The sequence below is a fragment of the Lewinella sp. JB7 genome (genome assembly GCF_024297185.1).
GTDB lineage: Bacteria > Bacteroidota > Bacteroidia > Chitinophagales > Saprospiraceae > Neolewinella.
The window spans coordinates 68172-88720 of the sequence record NZ_JANCTD010000008.1; the positions used below are offsets into that span (position 1 = coordinate 68172).

Here is a 20549-nt window from a genome sequence, read left to right on the forward strand (position 1 = left end):
CGGGGAATGATCTGGAAAAACTTCGATATCACGGGTCTCTATAAAAGTCAGGGTTTTCGGGGGGCCGTGCTCTTCAGTGTGCTCGTACTGGCCTACATCGCGGGCAACCACGCGCAACCCATGTACAAAACCTATCTGGATAACGAGGCGGCTTCCCAGGCTCAACAGCGCACTGACTGCTACTGGGTCAATGCCCAGCTTCGCCAGGATTACGACAAACTCGCCGCGAAATATGACCTGGTGATCTCGGAGATGAAAGTGATGCAGCAGGAGATTGCTGACCTCACGGCCGAGATCCGGATGAATCGCCGGGCCGATGACCAGAGTAAGGTGAAGCGCTGGGAGCTGGATAAGGATTTAAAGGTATACTGGTTCAACCCCGCCTTTCGCCGTGGGGTATGGCAGCCGGCCGGCATCAATCCTTTCGAAACTTATGGTAAGACCTGGCACGAGTTGCTCCCGAAGGAGGTCGCCGACAATGCCCGCCGAACGGACCTCGGCGTAAAGCGAACCCTACAACCCATCAGCTACGACGATGGAGTGACCATTGAGAAGCGCGCCGACGGTACTTACCGCGTATGGTGGCGTGTCATCAAGGAGCCGCTCATCGACGACTACGGAGAGTTCCAGGGCATCCGCGGGGAGGCCCACAATTACCGGGAGGAAAAGATAGAATAACCCGGCCGGGCGGTACCCGGCATTACCAAACCCTTACATGCCATGAAAAGCAGTATCATCAAATGGGGCGGCGGCTTACTCGGTAAGCTGCTCAAGGCCTACACCCCGGCCCTGCTCGCCCTCATCGTCTCCCCCTCCCTCAAGATTGCCGTGTCGGCCCTACTGCTGCGCGTGCAGGAGCTCATCGCGGCCATGACCGACGAGGATCCCAACGACGCCGAACAGGCCGAGCGCATCGCTCGCCGCTTCGTCAGCGAGGACGCCGTACCGATTGCAGACGGGGTGATCGACGAAAAGCTCCTGTTGATCCCGAATTTGAGGGCCCGCCGCGGTCTTACCCTCCTGGCGGTGCCCGTCGTGGACACGATGCGCCTACTTACCGATGATGAGCCCGACAACGCCGCCCAGGCCGAGGTCGTGCTCGATACGTTCATCCTAAATCCCGCCGTGCAAGACTTCGCCATGACCGAGCTGCTGGTACCGATCATCGAGAAGCGCGTACCGAATCCCATGCTGCGCGCCCTGATCATGGAGGCCCTCGAGACCGGGATCCGGGAAGGCGCGATCGACCTGGCCGAGGCGGACGTATTCGACCCCGAAGCCGTCATCACCACCATCGAGCAATCGAAGATCAAGGCGGAGAAAGCCCAGGCCGCTTAGGCTCTATTGTCTGCTGTTCGTTTGGACCACACGCCCTCGCCGGTTTCGTTCCGCGCGGGGGCGTTGTGGTAAAAGGGCATGCAAACCACTTGCTATTTTGGCTGTTACCAAGATACTTATCCTATATTGGAAGCAGTTTTACAGGCGAATTCGACCAAACACACACAGCCCAGTCTTTGGCAGGATTGGGTACAGGCAGGCAACAAATGATACCCAATTCCATTCTTTGGATCTTACTTGGAATTTCCTTTTTAGGGATGATCTCGCCTATTTTTAGGCTGGTGGACCTCAAGCGGTCCTTGCGTTCAATTTTGAAACATGACGGGAAAATCGATTTGGAGCTGCCTGGGCAGGAGAGAACAGAGACTTACTGGGAGCTCAAAGCTATATTGGACGCATCTAAAGCTAAGATGCAAGCGACAGAAAAGAAGTACATCAGCCTTCAGTACCAAACGGCCAGGATAGGACGGGGAGATCACCTTACTCCCGAGAAGCGAGTTATCCTACAAGAAGTCAAGGCAGCGTTGATTGAACTCGGCCAGCGAATCCGAGAGGGAAAGGAATCAATACTTGAATCAGAGCAATTTCTGGCAAACTACAAGGCTACCTTGCCCCGACCAGATGCGCCCGCTAGAATTAGGGTGAATCGAAATCCTAGCAAACAAGATATTGAAAGCATTCTAACCTATTTTTCAGGAGAGTCGGGAGCGAATGCGTCCGCTTTGAAGTCGGTACCGGCTTAGCATGGGGGGAAAGGAGGGCCCAGGTCCAGAAGTTGTTGTTCGGGACCATAACAGTAACAGTTTAGCCGGTAGTTGTGGAGTTGGGTTTCTACTAACTGCCTCAGAGGTCGTTCCCGATAACTCAATTTGGGCTCTGATCCTAAAATTCGGCTCACCCTTTGTTGGTCACTTCGTCGCCATCTTTTGGAATCAGTTTTTTCTGTGGCTAGATCAGGAGTGGCAGGAAAGGAAATTCAAGAGATATATTAAGATCGGACTAGCAAACATTGAGAAACAGCTAGGGGTAGAAGGTTTGTCAATAGATGAGAGGGAGGAACTGGAATCCGAGCGCAAGAAGTTGAATAAGCTGACCCGAGAAGACGATCTTAATAAGATTCGTGAGGTGATGTCTAAAAAGAACATGAAATCTGAGTCTCTTTTTGCTGATATAGCAAAGGTTAGCGATGATCTAAGTGGAGTAACTCGTAAAAGGAAAAGATGACCCCTAATTACAATCAGGGACGCGCGATCAGAAGATTATTGAGCTTCAATCTTTGCTAACAAAAGGGTTCTTCTTACAACAACGAAGTAACTGAAACCTTTGCCGCCAAGCGAGGGAGGCACAAACTTCACCTCTGCATTAATCAGCGTTCCAGCACAGCAGCGATCTACTTATTCTGAGTGCGCTTGAGGAAGGGTACTACCATGGTGAGGCCGGAGGAGGCAGCCAGAGCTGTGCCGACGTAGGGGTGAACGAAGCGACCGCAAACGCCCGCCGCGACTACCAAAAAGACAATAATGCCGATCACGGAGAAGTACCGGCGCTTCTCCAGGTCAATGTAGTCGTTGTGAACCTTTGTTGTATGCTCAAGCCTGGACTTATCGAGATTGTGGCGATGATCCTGTGCCTTCTTGACGTAATCTATCATCATTTCAGCAAACCCGGGGCAAGCATCGTTATACGCCCGCAGTTCCTTAGCACTTGGCCAACCACTCAGTGGATCCAACGTCGGGGAATCTCCCGGGCCAGGACCAAGAAGTTTAGTAGCTGGTTCGTTTCCAAACCTGCCCCCGGGCCGTGCGGGAAGATCTTGGGGAGAGTTCAAAGGTGTTCGTTAAAGTAAATTTCAGAAATGCCAATATTCCGCCTGGGGTTCGGAATCACACTTTGCCCGGTCTTTTACCTCTACTTCCTCTATTATCTGCCTGCGGAGATTTGCTTCCGGGAATTTGGCTTTTGTTGCTTCGAAGGCACGTTTGAAGTCAGAACCGAATGCCTCCAGGTCATCTCTCATTGTGGCTGGCGAGGACACCGGTGCACAGTCCGCTGGTGCATTTTCGTGGTGAACAGCGAAAAGAGAGCGAACTGAATCGGCATAGTCGTTAAACAAGCGGCTGATTCTATTGAGTGGGTTAGCCATACAGGATGTCGTTTTCAGTCGCCTGAGGCGAACTCAGGCTAGGGGTAACGTTCAGTGTTGGAACGGCTTAGGTGGGTTCAAAGTGCGTAGTGTTACACCTAAGTTAGTCGACTATTAATGACACCACCAAAGATTAGTTACGTTTTCCTGCCTGTTTTGCAGCACTTTAACGATAAATGGGGGCGTGCGGACGTAATCGCCTACTCTCAAACGATACTCTACCGTTCACTACCGCTAGCTGGTTTGTAGGCCAGCTCGTTTCTACAAAGTAGACGCACAGATGCAAACAGGGCGCGGGCGGTAACAACACCGGCACAGGGGCTGCGGTGCTTCCGTGGGCCAAATTCGGTCACTCTGTACCAGGCGGTGCCGCCGGGGAAGTTCGGGGACGAGGCGAATGGGTCCGATCGGCTCGGGGTCGGGAACACGCGGTCCCACCCGCCAGGGATCACCTGGGTCGTCGGCGTTGTCCTGGTCGAGGAGGCGCTGGTACTCGTCGTCGGTGAGGTGATGTGAGTCGGGCATGTGTGTATGGTTATCAAACCGGCGATTCAAAGTGCATTCATACCACGACCCCCTTTTAACTTACTGTCCAGCTGCCGGGCCTCCTTGAAGCTTATAAACGCAATGTGCTCGGGATTCAGGAGTCTTACTTGACCATCGTCTACAGAAGATACGATTGCGATGGGAAGGAGTAGATACTCGTTGTCCACCAATGTGTTCATTGTGGTCCAATCGTGGAACCTGTGCTTTGTTCCAATTAAATCATCTGACCCTGCGGTAATACGGACGTACTCGTTCATGGTCAAATCTAATGAACGTTTGAGAACTGGCCCGCCAACTTCCCATGATTGGTTGGTTGTAGAGGGAAATTTGTGGTGTGGCGTGGGAGCTGTTTCTCACGAACAACTCAAGTCATGAAATCCAATAAGAGACGCCGTTTTCAATTACCATGGGGTTCAATTTTTGAAGGAATACGGACAGTTGTTCAAGTCATAAAACTACTTGTTGGTGACAATTGGCCTGACTATTAACCCCATAGGGCCGCCCAACTTTCGCTGGAACAGCATTCAGGTTTGACGGTCCCAAAGGCTGAACGGACTGTGGGATGTCATCTGTATAGATTTGCACGAAGCAAGTTTATGTGCTTAAAACAGCGTAACTGCCGCAGCCTTTAGCTCCACCGCCCGCATGTGGGTACAGCTGTCCCGCCAGTAGTCGGTTTTTAGCTCGATGCCGTAGGCTCGTCGCCCCATCTTGACCGCCTGGACGGTGGTGGTGCCCAGCCCGTTAAAGGGGTCAAGCACGAGGTCATCGGGGTTGGAGTAAAGCTCGATGAGCCGCTCCGGAATGTCCAGCTGGAACGGGCAGATGTGCTTTTCCTCGTTCTTTTTGGTTTGCTCGCTGTTGAGGGTGCGCATGCGGAGTACGTCGGTCCATACTTCGGGGTGCGTACTTAGGGGCGGTACGGCCATGAAGGTCCGCGGCAATTTTCCCACGGCCTCGAGCTGCCGGCAAATGGTCAGGTGATCCTCGTACGAATACGTTTCGGTTTCCTGCAGTGCTTTCCAGGCCTTGCCGATTTGCGACAGGTCGGCGCGTTCCAGGAACTCGGCGCTGATCAATCGGCGGCCGTCACTTTTCCAGTAGGCGTGTGCATCGATCTGCCAGCGGTCGACGGTGTAATCCTCCTTAGAGTGTACAACCGGCACGTCCGCGTAACCGTTCGACCGATCGGTCGGGGGCTTACGGAAGATCAGGACGTACTCCGGAAGTCCGTGCCCGCGGGCGGTGCCATCCTTGCACTTTTCGGAGTGACCCAGTCGGTTCGTCTGATTGTTCTCGCTGACCACATCCGTGGTGATCGTGACGCGACCCATCAGGTGGAATCCGTGCCGGCGAAAGTGAGCGCTGGTATCGTCGCTGAAGGGGTCGACCGTCGTGAAACCTACCCCGTTCTGGTAGCCGTAGCGGATCCGGTCCTTTACGTGAACGGCACAGATGCGGCCGGGCTGCAAGACGCGGAAGAGTTGGGGCGTGAGAAAGTCCATTTGACGGAAGAAATCCGCATTGGTCTCGTTGTGGCCCATACAGTTGTAGTTGTCACTGTACTCGTAGTGATTGCCGAATGGGATGGAGGTGACAATCAGACCTACGCTCTCGCTAGCCATAGCCGCCGTCTCCGGCACGTTGTCATTATTCACCAGCGTGTACCCCCGGCCGGTCTTAACCCGCCGCTCGCTGAATTTCTGACGCTTCAGTTCGCTGCCGTACAGTTCTGCGTTGAGGCCATGTTCCTGGATAATGTCGGTCATCTTGGATTGTAGGTTGGTATGCAGGGCCCATTTGCGGTCGACGGTATCGATCTGCTTGTCCTCGGCATCGGTGTAAATGAAGTGCGCCTCGCAGGCCCGTGCCTGCCCGAAGCGGTACGTGCGGTGAACGGCCTGGATGAGGTCGTTGAATTTGTAGCCCACCGTTACGAATATCTGTTTGTGGCAGTGACGCTGCAGGTTACAGCCACTGCCCGCGATCGTGGGCTTGGTGCTCAAGTACTGCACCCGCCCCTCGGCAAAGTCAATGAGGGCGGCTTCCTTTTCGTCCGGGGTCATGCTGCCGGTCACGGTCACTAGCCGGTCGCCCGCGTCGAGCATCTCCGCGATCAGGTCGCGCTCGTCATTCCGATCGTGCCAGATGATGTAGTGGCCATCCGGATCCTCGCGCAGGATCTCCACGGCCCGCCGTACGCGGTCGCGTAGGCTGCGGCGCTTTTCGGCACTCTGATCCTGAAACCGGACCGCTTGGTTGGCGAACATGGCCGTCTGCTGCTCGTTGCGGGCATCCGTGATTACGCCCCGCTTCACCTTCACGCGGTGCCGCACGATGGCCAGGGGCGGCAGAGTGTACCCCGCATCACTGTATCCCAGATCAGAGGGTTTGGTAATGAAGCAAGCCCAGCTGGCCATCCAGTGCCAGAATTCAGCTTCCCGGCGCTCGTACAGCTTCAGGTTGCCCGCCTTCTGACTGTCGCGCTTGAACCACCGGGTCAGGATGGCACCGCGGTCCATGACGCCCAGGAAGTCGGCGTAGTGCGTTAGCTCGAGGTAGCGGTTGGGGGAGGGGGTGGCCGTACAGACGAAGCGAAACGGAATTACGCGAAACTCCCGCATCAGGGCCTCGGTAGTCTCGGTAGCTCGCCCCCGCATGATGCTGGCCTCGTCCAGGCTGCAGCACCCGAAGCGGGCCGGATCAATGTCGCCCATCCGTACGCGCTCGTAATTGGTGATGTAGAGCCACTGACCCGCCTCCATTTGGTCGGTGTGGGTGATGTAGCGCGGCTCCTGCATCCCCAGCATTCGGGCGGCCAGTACGAACTCGTGCTTTACGCCCAGCGGGCAGGTAATCAGGCAGCAACAGTCCTTTTCGTCGTGTACGATGCGGTTTGTCTCCAGTTGGATGAAGGTCTTACCCAGCCCGAAGGACAGGAAGTCGGCCCGCTGGCCCCCGCGAACGTTCCATACGACGACGTCACGCTGGTGTGGAAAGAGCATGGGGTGTACCCGGTCGGGGGTAATGGCAAAACCTCCCTGGGGCGCCAGTTTTATCTTGGAATCCAGGAACTCATCATAACTGGTGGTGTGACTCATTCTTCTTCAAGTTTATCGAGTGCCGCCTGTAACCGCCGGTAGCCGGCCAGGAGACGATCCATGTTCAGCAGTGAGAGAAGCACCCGATCCAGGGTGGTAACCTGATCAGCGAGTGCGCTGTCGGGCTCACAGTCCGGGTGGGCGAGGATGAACGATCGCACACTTTCCAGCTGGGCGATCATCTCGGCTACGTTCATGGGGTGACAGTTGGTTGCAGGATGAAGGGGGGGGGGGTAAAGGCGGCCCGGTCAACTCCGGGCCGCGATCAGCAGGTTAATAGAAACATCAGTACGGGCCGGAGCCCCGTTGTTTACTGCTCGACGATCGGTACGTCCAGGGCGCGCAGCCGACCGATTTCGTGGTCGATGATGGCATCCCGTTCCGTGTCCTGCAGCTCCTTCAGTTCTACGCTTTCCAGCCAGTAGGTCACTGCCGAATCGCAGACGTCGTAGCGGATCTCCACGCCGAAGCTCCTGGCCGGCTGCCCCTTATAGATGGGCGTGGTGAGCTTGAAGGTCAGGTTGAACTCGCTGCTCACCCGCTGCTCGAAGTGGTGCAGCACGTTGCCCCGCAGATCGTTGTTCTTCTCCAGCTCCTGGGTTACGGTGGCCCGGAACTTCTGCAGGGAGGTCACGATGGCCATGTTCTCGTCGCGGTCGGCAAACAGGGCCCGGTTCATCTTCAGCAGCGCTCCGAGCTCCTTGGCCGTGTAGGTGCGCTGGGTGTTGATGTGCAGGCCGTCCAGGGCCGTGGCCGGCCGGAGTTTGCCGGTGATGGTATGCCCGCCCGGGGAGGCCTGCTCGTCGTTGCTCATGAATACGATGGTGCCACCGTCACGGTCGACCACCGCGTGGTGCTCTTCGGGCAGGTAGCTGTAGCCGGCGGTTTCCTTTTGCTCGGCCCAGTCCGCCGGGGCGGTGATGGTGCCGGAAATGTGGATGCGCTTAGCGACGATGACGGGCTCGGCCTCGCCGTAGCGGACGGTGTATTCTCCGGGGTCTCCGATGATGGAGTGGCGTGGGTTGGAATCGGACATAGGGGTAGTGGTTTAAGCGGTTTTGATGGTTCGAATGGAAGTTTGCCGCTCGGTGACTTTGAGCGGGCGGTCGTACACGAATAGCCCGTGGACGTCGTAGTAGGCCATGAAGCCCACCTCGTGGTGCGCGATGCCGAAGAGCTGCTCCTCGACGACCTCGTGGCCGCTGTTGATCTTCTTGAGCAGGGCGGCGGTACTGGCCAGCAGCTCCTTACGCGTAGCCTGGCCGTAATCAATGGCATCCACCCGGTCGGACATGATCTCCTCGATGGCCTCCCGCGGCTCGGGGCTCTGTTCGGCGGCGGCCTTCAGGTGGGCGGCCAGCTCCTGCCGCGCGGCCAGTTGACTGGACAGGCGGAAGTACTCCTCCTTCATTTCCAGCAGCTGCTCGGGGTCGAAGGTGTGACGTACGAGATCTTTCTTGCGTAGGTCGTAGTTATCGCGCAGCAGCTCGACGTCGATCGATGCGGCGATTTCTGGGAAACTTGGCTTACTCATAGGAATGGATTTAGAGGATGATGTCTTCGATCATGGTCAGAGGGGTGAATACGGTCTTGTGGTGGGGTAGGGGCAGCTAGGTGAACAGCTTACCCTGGTCAACCTTATGCTGGCGCGCTTCCTTGGCCCGCCGGATGATGTCGTCGAATTCCTTCACCGTGAGGCCCTCCAGCAGCAGCTGCAGGGTTTCGATGGCCAGGTACTGCCGGTTGGCGCGTTGCTTGGCCAGCCGCCCGTCGCGGATCTGCTTCGGGTACACCAGGCGGCGCATGCTCAGCTCGCGGGCGACCTCCTTCTCGCAGAGCGGTTTGGCTACGGAGCGGGCCATCAGTAATCCGTTAGTTTGGCGATCTGCCGGTCCTCGTGGATATCTTCCACCACGCTGCCCAGGTCTTGCCGTAGGATTTCGGCCTGCTGGGCGGTCAGGATAATCATGGTGCCCTGCCGCTCCCCCCGAAGCACCAGGCCCACTTCATCCCAGCGGGTACGGACTACGCGGATGGCCCCGTACTGCCGGGCGGCGTGGGCACTTACCGCCGCGGACAGCTCCGGCGACGGGGGCAGGGCGTCCGCCATGGTAGAGGGGGCCGGGGGCGGGGACGCGGGAGCCGTGCCGGAGGAAGTGACCGAGCGGTAGAGCAGGGCCAGCAACACAACGGCTGCTACTATAATAAGGACGTCGAGAGGCTGCATGGGCCGTGGATTTGGATGATTCATGAAGAGCTGGGGGATTAGAGAGAAAAGCACGCCCGCACCGCAGCGCGGGCGTGATCACTCTCATGAAAATCCACCCCCGACCAACACTGATACTATGAACACACACCCGGTCGGAGGGCACGTCGGTGTGACGGCACGGCTAAGATAAGGGTAATTATATCATTAATACAAATAAAACGATATAATTCGGTTTGTGACTGATTTCTCTTAGCTCCCGATTCTGGTTATATTTGACAAAAAGCTATGCGAATACTGCTTATCCTAATGTTGTTGGGTGTTTCTGTTTTAGGTTCCTCTCAGACTAAGGAACTCGAACTTTTAGCACTTAAAGACAGAGTAGAAAGGGGTGAATTGTCGCCCGAAGAGTTCCGAGGGATGGCCCAACAATTAAGTAAGCTGATGACTGATATGGGGGGGTACCCCCACTTTCCAGTTGATAGTTCAGGGACTATAAAGTTAGGGGGACTAATAGAAACAAACTTGCCCAGGAACCAATCGCTGCGCAGGCTTAAGGAGTGGTCAGCAATTCATAGCAACAACTATGATGAATATTCGCAGTACGTAGACGAGGAGCATGGCCGACTGATTGTGAAGCATGTATCGCCACTGTTGTACTCAAAGTCAATCCCAACGCTCTTTGGCTTAGCTCAAACTGAAGAAGTCCAAACAGTTTTTATTAGTTACACCATGAGTGTATATGTCAAGGACGGCTTGGTCAAGCTTGAGTTTCTAGCTCCATCTTATTCTTTACGCAAAACCATATCCGGGACGCAGGGGGGGACATCAAACGTCCAAGTTTCAAATTATGTAGACTCGCTTTTCCCAATCACAAATCAAAATCCTAGGGAGTGGAAGAATCAACTTGAAAAAGCCAGCGCGCTTATCGATGAGCTAGAAGCTCTGAAAAGAAGTATGAAGATGTACTTAGATAGGACAGAGGCGGATTACGGCTTTTGATGCAACAATTTGTTTTGCATACACCCTGTTTCTAACAATATATTAATACAGTGTTGTAGTATTAACAACACAAATCTGATGCTGTAGACTTACTTTTGCTCACAAACCTACCCAGTTTTGAGCAACTCAACCAAACCAATTTTAAACCCAGAGGCAGATAAGGAACTTGTGACGGTCTTAATCCATAACATAGCTCTCGCCATGGAAAAAGACTACAAGCAACAGGCAAAAAGCGGATTCCGGACCACAAACTTTAGCCTTAGCGAATTCAACCGCCTTGTCCACAACACCTATTCCCTTAGTAATAAGCAAACCCTTACCTATGGTAAGTCAATCGGAAAAAAGATACTACAGGGAAGAAAGCTTAATAAAACCGATAGCTACATTGGGTCGACCGACCTGGAGAATGTTTGTCGGTTCCTTCTAGTTGATCAAGGTAGTCTTGGGTGGAAAAATGTCCGTCAGGCCATTGAAGAGATGGAGGGAGAGGGGGTAGAAAATAACTTCAAGGATCTTCTTAAGCTTGAGCCAGTAGACATAGATAGCCAGATCGAATCAATTGCGAAGGAGGCTATGACTGCCCTTAGATCTAAACCGGGTAGGGTTGCTCCAATTTTACGAGATCTGGCCAACATAATCGAGCCGTTGGAAGACCAGCGAGCCTATCTAATCGCGCAGAATGCCCAAATGGCATCGCGTAATCAGGAACTTGAACAGGCGATTAAACGTGTTCAAACGGCATTGTCCCGTCTTCAAGCTGGCATACATGTTGAACAGGACCCAGAAAGGAAGGCCTATTTACAAAAGGTGTTAAAGTCTTTCAAACAAAAAGTTTTTAATATTGATTCCGGGCGTTAAAACGTATGATTTGGGACTATATTTGTCTGAATCATTCGTGACATGGAAGACACTGTAGAACGCACATCCAACCTAGACTCACCTAACACTGCCGAGTCAATACAACCTCTCCAGGATAACCTATACCTAATTGAATCATACACCGCTTTAGCGGAAGAGATCGAGGCGTTTTGTGATGAGGAAGGTTTAATACGATCGACTTAATTATATCGTTTTATTTGCATTATTGTATTAACGCCGCTACCTTGCACCCGTGAAGGATGGCACCTTTGCGGCTAGCGGGTGTAGATGAAGAACTTCCGGGTGAAGATTGGGCCTGCCATCCCATGCGACACTTCCCCCGGTCCCTGCTTAGCCGCAAAACGACGCCACCCTTCGGAATCCTTCCGGGGTGGCGTTCGCTTTTTGTGCGCGGGCCCCGGTGCAAACCATCCAGCCCGTGGCCCAGCAGCAAGACCCTATTCCCCTCCCTCCCCCTCCATCAGCGTGTAACGTCGACGTGTTCCTCCTGGGCGTCTGGCGGCGAACGTACTATGCCCTGGCGCGCAAGCACGCCGAAGAGCTACGGGCCAACCGCCGGGCCAAGGGGATCCGTTCCAGCGTGCTCAGCGCCGCGCGGGAGTACTGCGACATACTCGATCGCATCAATAACGCCGGGTCATGCTGAACGTAAACGCCAGACTACTGGAGGCGTGTGACGAGAAGGGAACCTGCTACTTGCGAAAGCCCTTAGGAGCAGTAAAACCCTTTATCATGAATCCACAATTACGGCAACACGATGGGATAGGAGCAGTCATCAGAGCTCTAAACAGCCGCCCCCTTCAGGAGTGTCCTGACGAAGTACCGGGAATTTATCTCCTATTCGACCAGGATGCCCTTGTCTACATCGGAATGACGATGGCCGGTCCGAGCAGAGTCAGTGAGCACGCCGGTAAGAAACAGTTTACTCACTTCAAATACTTGCCTCTTCCGGGGATGGAAGCTACCAACCTATGCGCCATTGAGTCCATACTCATCAGCCTCTACAGCCCTGTATACAATAGCTCACTTAACCTGGACAAGAAATACGTCCGCTTCGCCAACGCCATAAAGAATTTGGAAGGTTCTCTTCTTCAAAATAAATGAAAACCCTATGCAAAATTCCATCACACTCAATCAGCCGTTCACGCTTGAATTCTCGCTCACTCTAAGCGAGGCGATCGTCTTTGACCATTTAGTGAGCAGAATACGCAGGGTCCGACATGATGCGGTCTTTCGCGAGTTGAATTTTTGGGAAGTAAACCGAGAAGATGCTTGTCGGTATCTGCCGGTAGTTACCGACAAGCCAGATACGATGTACCGCCTGTTCCGAGCCCTTCAGAGGAAGGAACTCTGCCAGATTGAGAGCATTAAGGGACACGACTACATTCACATAGATGCGGGTCTGATCGCGAAGTGGCGGTCTCTGCTGGGTAAGTAAAGGCTGAAGGTCATGAACTGGAGGTACACCAACATTCTACACGGTCCGCGGCTGCTGTTAAGTCTTACGCCCAACGATTACTGCGTTCTGGACGTGTATTACCAAACGCAGTCCAGCCCGCGTTACGGCGTCGATGGGTGGGCGGAAAACACCTATGCGCAGGTGGCCACTTTCCTGGGGTTCAGTAAAGGGGCTATTCACGCGATGGTATCGCGCTTCGTTGAGCGAGGCCTGATGGAGGTGAACCCAGCTAATCCCAAGCAGAAGCGGACTACCCCTGCCTGGTACGGTGTCGCTTATGAGGACGTTCAAAAAATGAACGCGGGCCGTGTCCTTGGGGAAATCCCCGTTCAAAAAGTGAACGCAGACGTTCAGATATTGAACGAGGACGTTCAAAAAGTGAACGCGGACCGTTCAAATATTGAACGCCATACAGAAGAATATAAAGTAGAATATAAAGGGAATGTAAAGGGAAAGCTGGCTGGCGCGCGAGGAAATCGAAATTTCGATTTGGACGAGATCGCCGACCTCGACCGTCAGTGCGCCGCTGACGCCCTCCAAAAAAGTTCCGCGAAAAAAGGTTCCGCGCCGTCCGCCGGTTCCGGAGTGATTCGCCCGCTGGCTTCCGCCGCCCTGCTCAGCAAGAGCGACGCCATGGACATGCTCGAGATCTACTTCGAGGGCGAGCGTGGTCAGCAGGTTTGGGACAGGATCCGCACGGGCGCCGGGGCGGGGGAGGGGGAGCTGATCGAGCCCTACCTGTCCGTGCAAGCCATGGTCGAGACCATCGACAACCCCGAGGTCTGGAGCGTCATCGGCACCGCCGTCAAAGCTCTGCCGGGCTTTGCCGCCGTCCAACTCACCAAGGAACGCACCGCCCGCCGCCGCGAGCAGCTTGAGCTGGCCCGCGTCGAATCTCAAAACCACCAACGCCAGCCGCATGAACGCAACCAGCGCAAGCCCTCCCGCCCCGGAGACGATCCACGTAACCCCACAACCCCCGTCGACTATGCCGCCCCCCTCGACTTCGGCTGATACCCAAACCTTCGGCCCCCTGAAGCGCAAGATGCTCGATGCCGGCCACGGTACTCCGGAGCAGCAGGCAGCCTACCGCGAGTGGAAGGCCGCCCGGGCCCGCCGCCTGGAAGAGCGCCGCCTGCAGGACGAAGTGAAGTTCCTGGAAAAGTGTGAGCAGCTGGACCTGAAGCGCTCGGATAAGGAGCTGATCCTCCAGGCCTCAAAGGCGCGCATGCACCGCACACTCAACCGCCGCTACGTGGGCCGCAGGGTTGACGCCGCCGATGCCTACCAGGCCGCCCGGCAGTTGATTTACATGGCCTACCAGCGCCTGGTGATGGACCGCACTGGCGCACCGCCCGCCTTCACCGGGCGCCAGGAGATCATCACCCTGCTCCACCGGTTGGCCCACTGGCTGGTGGGCGATGAGATCTGCACCTGCCCCGAGCCGGTGGACTGCATCCCGGTACTGAAGTCGGTCCTCGTCTACGGCCCCCCGGGCAATGGGAAGAGCACCGTGGCCGAAGCCGCGGCGGTGGCCAGCGTGCAGCTCTCCCACGCCTACGACACCGGCATGCGGCTGGGTTACCGCAACTTCGACAACGTGATGATGACCATCCGGACCAGTCAGTCGCTGGCGCCCGTGGAAGAACTCTGCCGCTCATCGCTGGTGCTGGATGAGATCCGCGAAAATCACCTCACTTACACCCACTACGGGGACCGGGTGAGCCTGATGTACGACCTGCTCATGGTCCGCTACCAAAACTGGGTGCGCGACGGCGTGCAAACCGTCATTACCTCCAACCTGCGCCCCGACGACCTGGCCCGGGAGCTGGAGAGAAACGAAACCACTCCCCGCCTGACCGACCGCCTGATCGAGCAGTACGAAATGGTGGCGATGCGGGGAGATTCTTTTCGGCGCCGGGTATCCGCTGCGTCCGCCGGTCCAAACCTCCCCGCCGAATGATCCAGCTGCACCCTACCGACTTTCTGGTGCTTTGCATTCTCGCCCTGGAGGGCGCGCACCAATTCCCCGACCTCTGCGCCTGGTTCGGCGACGCCCATCGCGGTACGCTGTACGAGGGGGTACCCCGGCTTCGCAAGGCTGGTTTTATCTACTGCCAACACCGCACGGCCCGGTACGACGTCACGGCGGCCGGCCGCGAACTCTTCAACCACCGCCGCGAGCGGATCAAACTGATTCCTGTATGACCTACCCCCTTATCACCGTACGCACCAGCCGCAAGATCGTGCGTCGCAGAGATCGTAACACCCGTAGCCGCAAACAACGCCGCCAGGGCAATGAGCTAAGCGTCAGTGGGGTGCTTAAAGCCTACCCCGGCAGTTCCGTGGAGGAGATCTCCCGGCGCTCGGGCTTAAGTCCCTGCGTGATCACCAAAACGCTGTTCGAACTGCAGCGCAAGGGCCTGGTGTTCTGCGTAGCGACGCAAGGCTTCTACTTCGAAGCGCAACCCTGCTGCACTTTCCTGCACTCTCACCACTACCTGAAAACCAGCCGCGGCTACTCTCTGGAGGAGTTTTGCAACCTCTTCGGTGCCACGCCCGCTGCCCACGTTGCTACAATCCCCGAATGATGAATAACGAAGTGGTTGTCCTTTCGCCGGACCAGTTAAGGGAGGTCGTCTCGGCGGCCATGGTGGATGCGCTGCGCGGTGTCCAGCCTTCTGATCCTAAACCGGACGTCCTGCGCCGACTGACTTACCTGACCACGAATCAAGTGGCCGAGCTTGCGGGCGTCACGGCCACTACCGTACGCAACTGGTCAGCTCAAGGATTACTGCGCGTGGGTACGAACGCCCCACAGTCGGAAAAATATCACGTGGACGAGGTGCGGCGCTTCCTGCTGGACCGATCGCAGCATAGGGTGGGGTAGTGGGAAGGAAAATCGGAAGCCGCCGCGGGTGTTCAGAAGCTGATCAATTTGCCACAATCCGTTGGAAACGTGGGGAATCGAGAAGTGTCAGTAAAAGTGTCCGCAAAATGCGTAACTTACTGACTATCAATCTCTGTTGTGGTCTCGGATGGAATCGAACCATCATCGCAGGCTTCGGAAACCTGTATACTATCCGTTGTACTACGAGACCCGGTGCTTTGTCAAGCGGACGCAAAAGTACGGCCCCGGGTTGATATGACCAACTACCGAAGCCGAAAAGCGTTGTCCGGGTATCTTTAAAACGCAACCCGCCCCATGTCCGCTACCCGGAATCGCCTACCTTATTTTCCCTTCGTCTCCGGAGCGCTCTGCACGGTGCTCGTTCTGCTGACAGCTTGCGTCTTCGTGCAGCAACGGTACCCTACGCTTCCTCCGGGCCCCTACCGGGGCGTACTCGAGCTGGAGTACAATCCGATCGTCCCCAACCCCAAGGGAGCACCGATCCCGGAAAAGCTCGACATGGAATTTGCTGAGGTGACCGGCGGACAGCTTCCCTTCAATTTCGAGGTCGTCTACGACAACGATACCACCTTTCACCTCGTCATCCATAACGGAGATGAGGAGATCGTCGTGCCGGCCGAAGACATCCTTACCGGACGTGACCAACAGGCGGGTCGAGACACCCTCCGCATTGATTTCCCGGTGTACGACACTCACATCAGCGCCTACCACGAGGAAAACGTCATCGAAGGAGTCTGGGTCGTTCATTACCGCGACAATTACCGCATCCCCTTCAAGGCCTACTTCGGTAAGGATTACCGTTTTACCCCCTTACGCAAAGCGCCCGCGACGGATCTCAGCGGACAGTGGGCCGTTACCTTCGCCGGCGACGCCACGGAGGACCCCTATCCCGGCGTCGCGGAGTTCAGGCAGGAGGGCAACCGCATCACCGGCACCATTCGTACCGAAACCGGAGACTACCGCTACCTGGAGGGTACGGTACAGGCCACTAAGCTCTACCTCAGCGTATTCGACGGCAGCCACGCCTTCCTCTTCGAAGCCCTGATCAGGGAGGACGGGTCGCTCGCCGGAACCTTTCGCAGCGGCCGCCACTACCTGACCGACTGGACCGCCCGACGGGATGATGCGGCCGAACTGACCGACCCCGACCAGCTCACCCGCCTACGCGAGGACGTACCCCTGGCCTTTGCCTTTCCCGACGTGAACGGCGACACTTTACGTCTTCGTGACGTCGCCGGACCGAAAATCATTCAGCTCTTCGGCACCTGGTGCCCCAACTGCCGCGACGAAACCAACTTCCTACAGGAGTACCTGGCGGCGAACGACACCCGGGACCTGCAGGTGATTGCCCTGGCCTTCGAGCGCTACGGAGCTTCCGACGACCGCAGCCGGGCGGCCGTGCGCCGCTACGTAGAAAAGCAGGGAGTGGAGTGGCCCGTTCTGTTGGCGGGAAGTAACGATAAGCAGGAAGCCGGCCGTGCGTTGCCGATGCTTAACAAAGTGATCAGCTACCCAACGATGCTGTTCGTGAATCGCGATAATCGGGTACGCCGCATCCACACGGGCTTCAACGGTCCGGCTACCTCGAAGTACGCGAGCTTCAAGAAGAGCTTTGACCGCAGCGTACGGGAACTGCTTGACGACGACCCCTCAGTACCGGCTCAGTAAGTCCTGCTGGTGTAGTAAAAAGTCGTTAGCCGGGTCGTGGCTCAGCGCCTCTTCGATGTAGGCGCGGGCCGGCGCGTAATCTTCTTCCGCGAAGTAGTAGTTGCTGGCGGCGACGAAGGCCGTCAGCGTCCAGAGCCGGCGATCCAGTCCACCGGGCACCTCGGCCAGTACTTTGCGGAATTCAGCGAGCGCACTCAGTCCTCCGGGCGCGTCCAGACGGGCGAAATAATCCCGCACCCGGATCGCGTGCCGCCGCAGGATCACGTCGGCGTACCGGTCGTGGCTGCGAAGGAAGGGATACTGCTCGGCCGCTTGTTCCGTCTGCGCCACGAGTTCCTCCGCGTCGGGGTAGGAGTTGCGCAGGTCGACCAGGACGAGCTCGGCCACGTAGTCTTGGTAGCGCTGGTCCGTGGGGTCCTCGGCGTGCAGGATTTCGGCCAGTTGGCGGGCTTCCTTCAGTGCTCCCTTTCCCTGGTAGTACCCCAGCAGGCGCAGCCGTTGCAGCAGTTGCAGTTCCGTACGCCATGCGGTGGCGGAGGCGGGGCTTTCGGTCAGGTACCGGGTGAGGAGGCTGGCGGCTTCCGTGGGCCGGTCTTCCGCCAGCAATGCTTCCTGGCCACCATCGAAGTGCCGTAACAGAGTCGCGGCGACGTAGCGGTTGGAGGGTTCGGCCCGCCACACCGAGAACATCCGGCGGAGGTACGCGGCCTCATCGGGGCGCTGGAGGGAAGATAGCTGCACTTTTGCCGCTTCGTCGAGCACAACGAAGGCTAGTCGTGCCTCTCGTTCCAGGGCGGTGGCCACGTGCCGCGATGTCGCCGCGTAGTCAGCGGCCGCGTAAGCCGACTGGGCCAGGCGAAACTGCTCGTAGGCGCTCAGTTGCACGAAGTTCAGCCGCTGATTCGGCCGGTAGTAGTACTGATAAAAGACACTGTCCGCCTGGGCGGGAGACAGAGCCGTCAGGTCCTGATCGAGCATGCTGCGCACCAACGTCAGGTATTCCCGGCGAAAGGCGCGCTCGGCTTCCGGTTCGTGGGGTTGGGCGGCGGGGTTGCGCAGGAGCAAGCGTTTTCCCGCGGGGTCCAGCACCAGATAGCTTTCCCAGTGATCGACGTAGCTCTCGTACGCTATGTTGAATTCCTCGAGGGTCAGGGCAAGCAGGACCGCCGCCGTAGCGTCGTTGTACCGCCCGCTCCGGAAGGCGTCGGATAGTTCGGCGGCGGGGTCGTAGGTCCGGAACACCTGTTTTTCGTAACGTTCCAGAATCTGTTTTGCCTGACGTTTTATTGACCGCCGGTCGACCCGATCGCGGTACCGCAACTGCCGGAACACGTTTTCGAGTTGCTTCGTCAGGTAGGTGCGCTCGCTGACCGCCGTGGGCTCCTCCCCCGGGAAGAGCAAACGCAGGCGGTGGCCCAGATCGGAGGCACCGACGCGGAAACAGAACAGGAAAAGTGTGAGGAGGCAGATAATGCGCATCAGTCGTCGGAAAATAAGGGGGTACGCTACTGCAAACGGGGGGTGGCCATCCTAAAGTACGGAAGTCAGGCAACTTCCGCGGGCGGACTCAGTAGCGCTCCCGGAAAATATTGTTGTGGTGGTAGGTATGGCCACTGATCACGAAGCCCATGGCCCGGCACGTCATGGGCATTTCGCTGACCGTCCCGGTGAAGGACAGGTCGGTTTCGCTGAAACTGTTGAACAGGGAGATCGTGCTCTTACGCACCGTACGGAACTCCTCGATCATCCGCTCGAACTCCCGGCGGGTCACGTCCACCCAGAGGGCGTAATCGGTGTGTTCGAAGGCCGGCAGCGGGGTGGCATCATGGCGACCCAGGCACAGGGCCCGGTAGGCGAAAATGCGCTCGGCGTCGATGATGTGTTGCAGGGCCTCCTTTACCGTCCACTTCCCGGAAGCGTAGGCGTGATTGACCTTTTCGTCCGGGAGGTTCGTCAGGTAATCCGTAAGTAATGCGGCCGAATCGTCGAGGGAAGTCCGCAGCGTGATGTCGGCGGGGACCAGGTCGATGTAGCCCGCGTAGAACGGAGCGTATTCGGCGGGGGAGAGGACGTTGCGTTTTACCATTGGTTTGTACGGGGGTAGTGTTGTCGGGAAGAGTTGCCAAAGTACGCAGCTATTTAGTAGTTTGTCCGCTCCTGCGTCCCCGCCCGCTGAAATACCGGCGGCGGCACGCCGAAATCCTCGCGATACCTCAGAAATCATTCCACCGTATGACCACCATCAAAGGCCCCGCCATATTCCTGGCTCAGTTTATGGGCGACGAGCCCCCCTTCAATAATCTCGACGATATCTGCCGTTACATGGCCGGTCTCGGATATAAGGGCGTGCAAATCCCGACCTGGGAGAGCCGGCTGATCGATCTGGAAAAGGCCGCCGAAAGCAAGGACTACTGCGACGAGATTAAGGGGCGGGTAGCCGAGCACGGACTGGAGATCACCGAGCTGGCCAGTCACCTGCAGGGGCAAATGGTGGCCGTCCACCCCGCCTACGACACGATGTACAACGCCTTCGCGCCGAAGGAGGCCGCCAATAACCGTAAGGCGAAGATGGAGTGGGGCACCCAGCAAATGATACTCAATGCCCGGGCCAGCGCGAACATGGGCCTGAAGGCGCATCCCACCTTCTCCGGAGCGCTGCTGTGGCCCTTCGTGTATCCCTGGCCGCAACGGCCGGCCGGACTGGTGGACATGGCCTTCAAGGAACTCGCCGACCGCTGGCGCCCGATCCTCAACGCCTTCGACGAGGTCGGGGTCGACGTCGGCTACGAGCTGCACCCGGGCGAGGATCTTCACGACGGCATCAGTTTCGAGATGTTCGTGGAAGCCCTGGACGGCCACGAGCGCGCCCAGATTAATTACGATCCCAGCCACTTTATCCTGCAGCAACTAGACTACCTTACCTTCATCGACCACTACCACGAGCGCATCTGCGCTTTTCACGTCAAGGACGCCGAGTTCAATCCCACCGGTAAGCAAGGCGTCTACGGCGGGTATCAGGGATGGGCCGACCGCGCCGGTCGTTTCCGCAGCCTAGGGGACGGGCAGGTCGACTTCAAGGGCATCTTCTCCCGCCTCAGCAAGTACGACTACGACAGCTGGGCCGTCCTGGAATGGGAATGCGCCATCAAGAGCAGCGAGCAGGGGGCCGCGGAGGGAGCGCCCTTCATCGCCGAACACATCATCCAGGTCACCGAACGGGCCTTCGACGACTTCGCGGACGCGGGTACGGACGAGGCCGGTAATCGTACCATTCTGGGCCTGTAGGCTTACTAAAA

The 20549-nt window shown here is 57.0% G+C and carries 27 protein-coding genes and 1 tRNA gene; 16 read left to right on the forward strand and 12 right to left on the reverse strand.

The window, feature by feature from the left end; translation table 11 throughout:
- Nucleotides 1-6: 6 nt before the first annotated feature.
- The 4 genes from NMA52_RS14515 to NMA52_RS14530 all read left to right on the forward strand — a co-directional run bounded on the left by NMA52_RS14515 (nt 7) and on the right by NMA52_RS14530 (nt 2562).
- Nucleotides 7-678, forward strand: a complete 672-nt coding sequence (locus tag NMA52_RS14515) for a PAS domain-containing protein (RefSeq protein ID WP_254828418.1) — start codon at nt 7-9, stop codon at nt 676-678.
- A 42-nt stretch (nt 679-720) separates the two neighbouring features.
- On the forward strand, nt 721-1338 hold the full coding sequence (locus tag NMA52_RS14520; protein WP_254828419.1) for a hypothetical protein: 618 nt from the start codon (nt 721-723) through the stop codon (nt 1336-1338).
- Between the two features lie 89 nt (nt 1339-1427).
- Nucleotides 1428-2081: a hypothetical protein gene (locus NMA52_RS14525; protein WP_254828420.1), complete on the forward strand. Its 654-nt coding sequence runs from the start codon at nt 1428-1430 to the stop codon at nt 2079-2081.
- 1 nt (nt 2082) lies between these two features.
- Nucleotides 2083-2562 (forward strand): hypothetical protein, encoded by a 480-nt coding sequence (locus NMA52_RS14530; RefSeq protein ID WP_254828421.1) that lies wholly within the window; start codon nt 2083-2085, stop codon nt 2560-2562.
- Nucleotides 2563-2728: 166 nt separating this feature from the next.
- On the opposite strand, the gene NMA52_RS14535 is transcribed toward NMA52_RS14530, so the two are convergent.
- The 9 genes from NMA52_RS14535 to NMA52_RS14575 form a co-directional block, all read right to left on the reverse strand.
- On the reverse strand, nt 2729-3166 hold the full coding sequence (locus NMA52_RS14535; RefSeq protein ID WP_371930975.1) for a DUF2335 domain-containing protein: 438 nt from the start codon (nt 3164-3166) through the stop codon (nt 2729-2731).
- A gap of 21 nt (nt 3167-3187) precedes the next feature.
- Entirely contained in the window at nt 3188-3481 is a 294-nt protein-coding gene (locus NMA52_RS14540; protein WP_254828423.1) for a hypothetical protein, read from the reverse strand.
- A 261-nt stretch (nt 3482-3742) separates the two neighbouring features.
- Entirely contained in the window at nt 3743-4006 is a 264-nt protein-coding gene (locus tag NMA52_RS14545; protein ID WP_254828424.1) for a hypothetical protein, read from the reverse strand.
- A gap of 623 nt (nt 4007-4629) precedes the next feature.
- Complete coding sequence (locus NMA52_RS14550) at nt 4630-7128, reverse strand: DNA methyltransferase (RefSeq protein ID WP_254828425.1); 2499 nt, start codon at nt 7126-7128, stop codon at nt 4630-4632.
- Nucleotides 7125-7325 carry a hypothetical protein gene (locus NMA52_RS14555; protein ID WP_254828426.1) on the reverse strand — a complete coding sequence of 67 codons (201 nt, stop codon included), beginning with the start codon at nt 7323-7325 and terminating at the stop codon, nt 7125-7127. Before NMA52_RS14555 ends, NMA52_RS14550 begins: the two co-directional genes overlap by 4 nt.
- A gap of 113 nt (nt 7326-7438) precedes the next feature.
- The gene (locus NMA52_RS14560) at nt 7439-8164 is read right to left on the reverse strand and encodes a hypothetical protein (RefSeq protein ID WP_254828427.1); all 726 of its coding nucleotides are present in this window, start codon (nt 8162-8164) and stop codon (nt 7439-7441) included.
- 12 nt (nt 8165-8176) lie between these two features.
- Nucleotides 8177-8662, reverse strand: coding sequence for a hypothetical protein (locus NMA52_RS14565; protein ID WP_254828428.1), 486 nt, complete (start codon nt 8660-8662; stop codon nt 8177-8179).
- A 76-nt stretch (nt 8663-8738) separates the two neighbouring features.
- Nucleotides 8739-8990 carry a hypothetical protein gene (locus NMA52_RS14570; RefSeq protein ID WP_254828429.1) on the reverse strand — a complete coding sequence of 84 codons (252 nt, stop codon included), beginning with the start codon at nt 8988-8990 and terminating at the stop codon, nt 8739-8741.
- A complete protein-coding gene (locus tag NMA52_RS14575; RefSeq protein ID WP_254828430.1) occupies nt 8990-9355 on the reverse strand; it encodes a hypothetical protein in 366 nt (121 codons plus the stop codon). Before NMA52_RS14575 ends, NMA52_RS14570 begins: the two co-directional genes overlap by 1 nt.
- Nucleotides 9356-9622: 267 nt before the next feature.
- Here NMA52_RS14575 and NMA52_RS14580 point away from each other — a divergent pair, with 267 nt between their 5' ends.
- From NMA52_RS14580 to NMA52_RS14625, 10 genes are all read left to right on the forward strand, one after another.
- Nucleotides 9623-10336, forward strand: a complete 714-nt coding sequence (locus tag NMA52_RS14580) for a hypothetical protein (protein ID WP_254828431.1) — start codon at nt 9623-9625, stop codon at nt 10334-10336.
- Between the two features lie 117 nt (nt 10337-10453).
- Nucleotides 10454-11194: a hypothetical protein gene (locus tag NMA52_RS14585; RefSeq protein ID WP_254828432.1), complete on the forward strand. Its 741-nt coding sequence runs from the start codon at nt 10454-10456 to the stop codon at nt 11192-11194.
- Nucleotides 11195-11633: 439 nt separating this feature from the next.
- Nucleotides 11634-11861, forward strand: a complete 228-nt coding sequence (locus NMA52_RS14590; RefSeq protein WP_254828433.1) for a hypothetical protein — start codon at nt 11634-11636, stop codon at nt 11859-11861.
- Nucleotides 11855-12319 (forward strand): GIY-YIG nuclease family protein, encoded by a 465-nt coding sequence (locus tag NMA52_RS14595; RefSeq protein ID WP_254828434.1) that lies wholly within the window; start codon nt 11855-11857, stop codon nt 12317-12319. Before NMA52_RS14590 ends, NMA52_RS14595 begins: the two co-directional genes overlap by 7 nt.
- Before the next feature lie 7 nt (nt 12320-12326).
- A complete protein-coding gene (locus tag NMA52_RS14600) occupies nt 12327-12653 on the forward strand; it encodes a hypothetical protein (RefSeq protein ID WP_254828435.1) in 327 nt (108 codons plus the stop codon).
- A gap of 12 nt (nt 12654-12665) precedes the next feature.
- On the forward strand, nt 12666-13688 hold the full coding sequence (locus NMA52_RS14605) for a hypothetical protein (RefSeq protein ID WP_254828436.1): 1023 nt from the start codon (nt 12666-12668) through the stop codon (nt 13686-13688).
- Complete coding sequence (locus NMA52_RS14610) at nt 13663-14637, forward strand: ATP-binding protein (protein WP_254828437.1); 975 nt, start codon at nt 13663-13665, stop codon at nt 14635-14637. The genes NMA52_RS14605 and NMA52_RS14610 overlap by 26 nt, the downstream gene beginning before the upstream one ends.
- Nucleotides 14634-14882, forward strand: coding sequence for a hypothetical protein (locus NMA52_RS14615; protein ID WP_254828438.1), 249 nt, complete (start codon nt 14634-14636; stop codon nt 14880-14882). The genes NMA52_RS14610 and NMA52_RS14615 overlap by 4 nt, the downstream gene beginning before the upstream one ends.
- Entirely contained in the window at nt 14879-15265 is a 387-nt protein-coding gene (locus NMA52_RS14620) for a hypothetical protein (RefSeq protein ID WP_254828439.1), read from the forward strand. The genes NMA52_RS14615 and NMA52_RS14620 overlap by 4 nt, the downstream gene beginning before the upstream one ends.
- Nucleotides 15262-15564: a MerR family transcriptional regulator gene (locus NMA52_RS14625; protein ID WP_254828440.1), complete on the forward strand. Its 303-nt coding sequence runs from the start codon at nt 15262-15264 to the stop codon at nt 15562-15564. Before NMA52_RS14620 ends, NMA52_RS14625 begins: the two co-directional genes overlap by 4 nt.
- Nucleotides 15565-15703: 139 nt before the next feature.
- Here the strand turns inward: NMA52_RS14625 and NMA52_RS14630 are convergent.
- Nucleotides 15704-15775, reverse strand: a tRNA-Arg gene (locus NMA52_RS14630).
- 104 nt (nt 15776-15879) lie between these two features.
- On the opposite strand from NMA52_RS14630, the gene NMA52_RS14635 reads away from it, so the two are divergent.
- Nucleotides 15880-17253, forward strand: coding sequence for a TlpA disulfide reductase family protein (locus NMA52_RS14635; protein ID WP_254828441.1), 1374 nt, complete (start codon nt 15880-15882; stop codon nt 17251-17253).
- On the opposite strand, the gene NMA52_RS14640 is transcribed toward NMA52_RS14635, so the two are convergent.
- Both NMA52_RS14640 and NMA52_RS14645 read right to left on the reverse strand, forming a co-directional pair.
- Nucleotides 17236-18732: a hypothetical protein gene (locus NMA52_RS14640; protein WP_254828442.1), complete on the reverse strand. Its 1497-nt coding sequence runs from the start codon at nt 18730-18732 to the stop codon at nt 17236-17238. The genes NMA52_RS14635 and NMA52_RS14640 overlap by 18 nt on opposite strands.
- A gap of 88 nt (nt 18733-18820) precedes the next feature.
- Entirely contained in the window at nt 18821-19339 is a 519-nt protein-coding gene (locus tag NMA52_RS14645; protein WP_254828443.1) for a DinB family protein, read from the reverse strand.
- 146 nt (nt 19340-19485) lie between these two features.
- Here NMA52_RS14645 and NMA52_RS14650 point away from each other — a divergent pair, with 146 nt between their 5' ends.
- The gene (locus NMA52_RS14650; protein ID WP_254828444.1) at nt 19486-20538 is read left to right on the forward strand and encodes a sugar phosphate isomerase/epimerase; all 1053 of its coding nucleotides are present in this window, start codon (nt 19486-19488) and stop codon (nt 20536-20538) included.
- Nucleotides 20539-20549 lie beyond the last annotated feature (11 nt).

Excerpts from the sequence above, each read along its gene's own strand:
- NMA52_RS14615 (WP_254828438.1), top strand. The coding sequence starts at position 14,634 with ATGATCCAGCTGCACCCTACCGACTTTCTGGTGCTTTGCATTCTCGCC.
- NMA52_RS14600 (WP_254828435.1), top strand. The coding sequence starts at position 12,327 with ATGCAAAATTCCATCACACTCAATCAGCCGTTCACGCTTGAATTCTCG.
- NMA52_RS14555 (WP_254828426.1), bottom strand. The coding sequence starts at position 7,325 with ATGAACGTAGCCGAGATGATCGCCCAGCTGGAAAGTGTGCGATCGTTC.
- NMA52_RS14575 (WP_254828430.1), bottom strand. The coding sequence starts at position 9,355 with ATGCAGCCTCTCGACGTCCTTATTATAGTAGCAGCCGTTGTGTTGCTG.
- NMA52_RS14530 (WP_254828421.1), top strand. The coding sequence starts at position 2,083 with ATGGGGGGAAAGGAGGGCCCAGGTCCAGAAGTTGTTGTTCGGGACCAT.
- NMA52_RS14605 (WP_254828436.1), top strand. The coding sequence starts at position 12,666 with ATGAACTGGAGGTACACCAACATTCTACACGGTCCGCGGCTGCTGTTA.
- NMA52_RS14650 (WP_254828444.1), top strand. The coding sequence starts at position 19,486 with ATGACCACCATCAAAGGCCCCGCCATATTCCTGGCTCAGTTTATGGGC.
- NMA52_RS14645 (WP_254828443.1), bottom strand. The coding sequence starts at position 19,339 with ATGGTAAAACGCAACGTCCTCTCCCCCGCCGAATACGCTCCGTTCTAC.
- NMA52_RS14610 (WP_254828437.1), top strand. The coding sequence starts at position 13,663 with ATGCCGCCCCCCTCGACTTCGGCTGATACCCAAACCTTCGGCCCCCTG.
- NMA52_RS14540 (WP_254828423.1), bottom strand. The coding sequence starts at position 3,481 with ATGGCTAACCCACTCAATAGAATCAGCCGCTTGTTTAACGACTATGCC.
- NMA52_RS14635 (WP_254828441.1), top strand. The coding sequence starts at position 15,880 with ATGTCCGCTACCCGGAATCGCCTACCTTATTTTCCCTTCGTCTCCGGA.
- NMA52_RS14620 (WP_254828439.1), top strand. The coding sequence starts at position 14,879 with ATGACCTACCCCCTTATCACCGTACGCACCAGCCGCAAGATCGTGCGT.
- NMA52_RS14520 (WP_254828419.1), top strand. The coding sequence starts at position 721 with ATGAAAAGCAGTATCATCAAATGGGGCGGCGGCTTACTCGGTAAGCTG.
- NMA52_RS14515 (WP_254828418.1), top strand. The coding sequence starts at position 7 with ATGATCTGGAAAAACTTCGATATCACGGGTCTCTATAAAAGTCAGGGT.
- NMA52_RS14640 (WP_254828442.1), bottom strand. The coding sequence starts at position 18,732 with ATGCGCATTATCTGCCTCCTCACACTTTTCCTGTTCTGTTTCCGCGTC.
- NMA52_RS14580 (WP_254828431.1), top strand. The coding sequence starts at position 9,623 with ATGCGAATACTGCTTATCCTAATGTTGTTGGGTGTTTCTGTTTTAGGT.
- NMA52_RS14625 (WP_254828440.1), top strand. The coding sequence starts at position 15,262 with ATGATGAATAACGAAGTGGTTGTCCTTTCGCCGGACCAGTTAAGGGAG.
- NMA52_RS14550 (WP_254828425.1), bottom strand. The coding sequence starts at position 7,128 with ATGAGTCACACCACCAGTTATGATGAGTTCCTGGATTCCAAGATAAAA.
- NMA52_RS14565 (WP_254828428.1), bottom strand. The coding sequence starts at position 8,662 with ATGAGTAAGCCAAGTTTCCCAGAAATCGCCGCATCGATCGACGTCGAG.
- NMA52_RS14595 (WP_254828434.1), top strand. The coding sequence starts at position 11,855 with ATGCTGAACGTAAACGCCAGACTACTGGAGGCGTGTGACGAGAAGGGA.
- NMA52_RS14545 (WP_254828424.1), bottom strand. The coding sequence starts at position 4,006 with ATGCCCGACTCACATCACCTCACCGACGACGAGTACCAGCGCCTCCTC.
- NMA52_RS14570 (WP_254828429.1), bottom strand. The coding sequence starts at position 8,990 with ATGGCCCGCTCCGTAGCCAAACCGCTCTGCGAGAAGGAGGTCGCCCGC.
- NMA52_RS14560 (WP_254828427.1), bottom strand. The coding sequence starts at position 8,164 with ATGTCCGATTCCAACCCACGCCACTCCATCATCGGAGACCCCGGAGAA.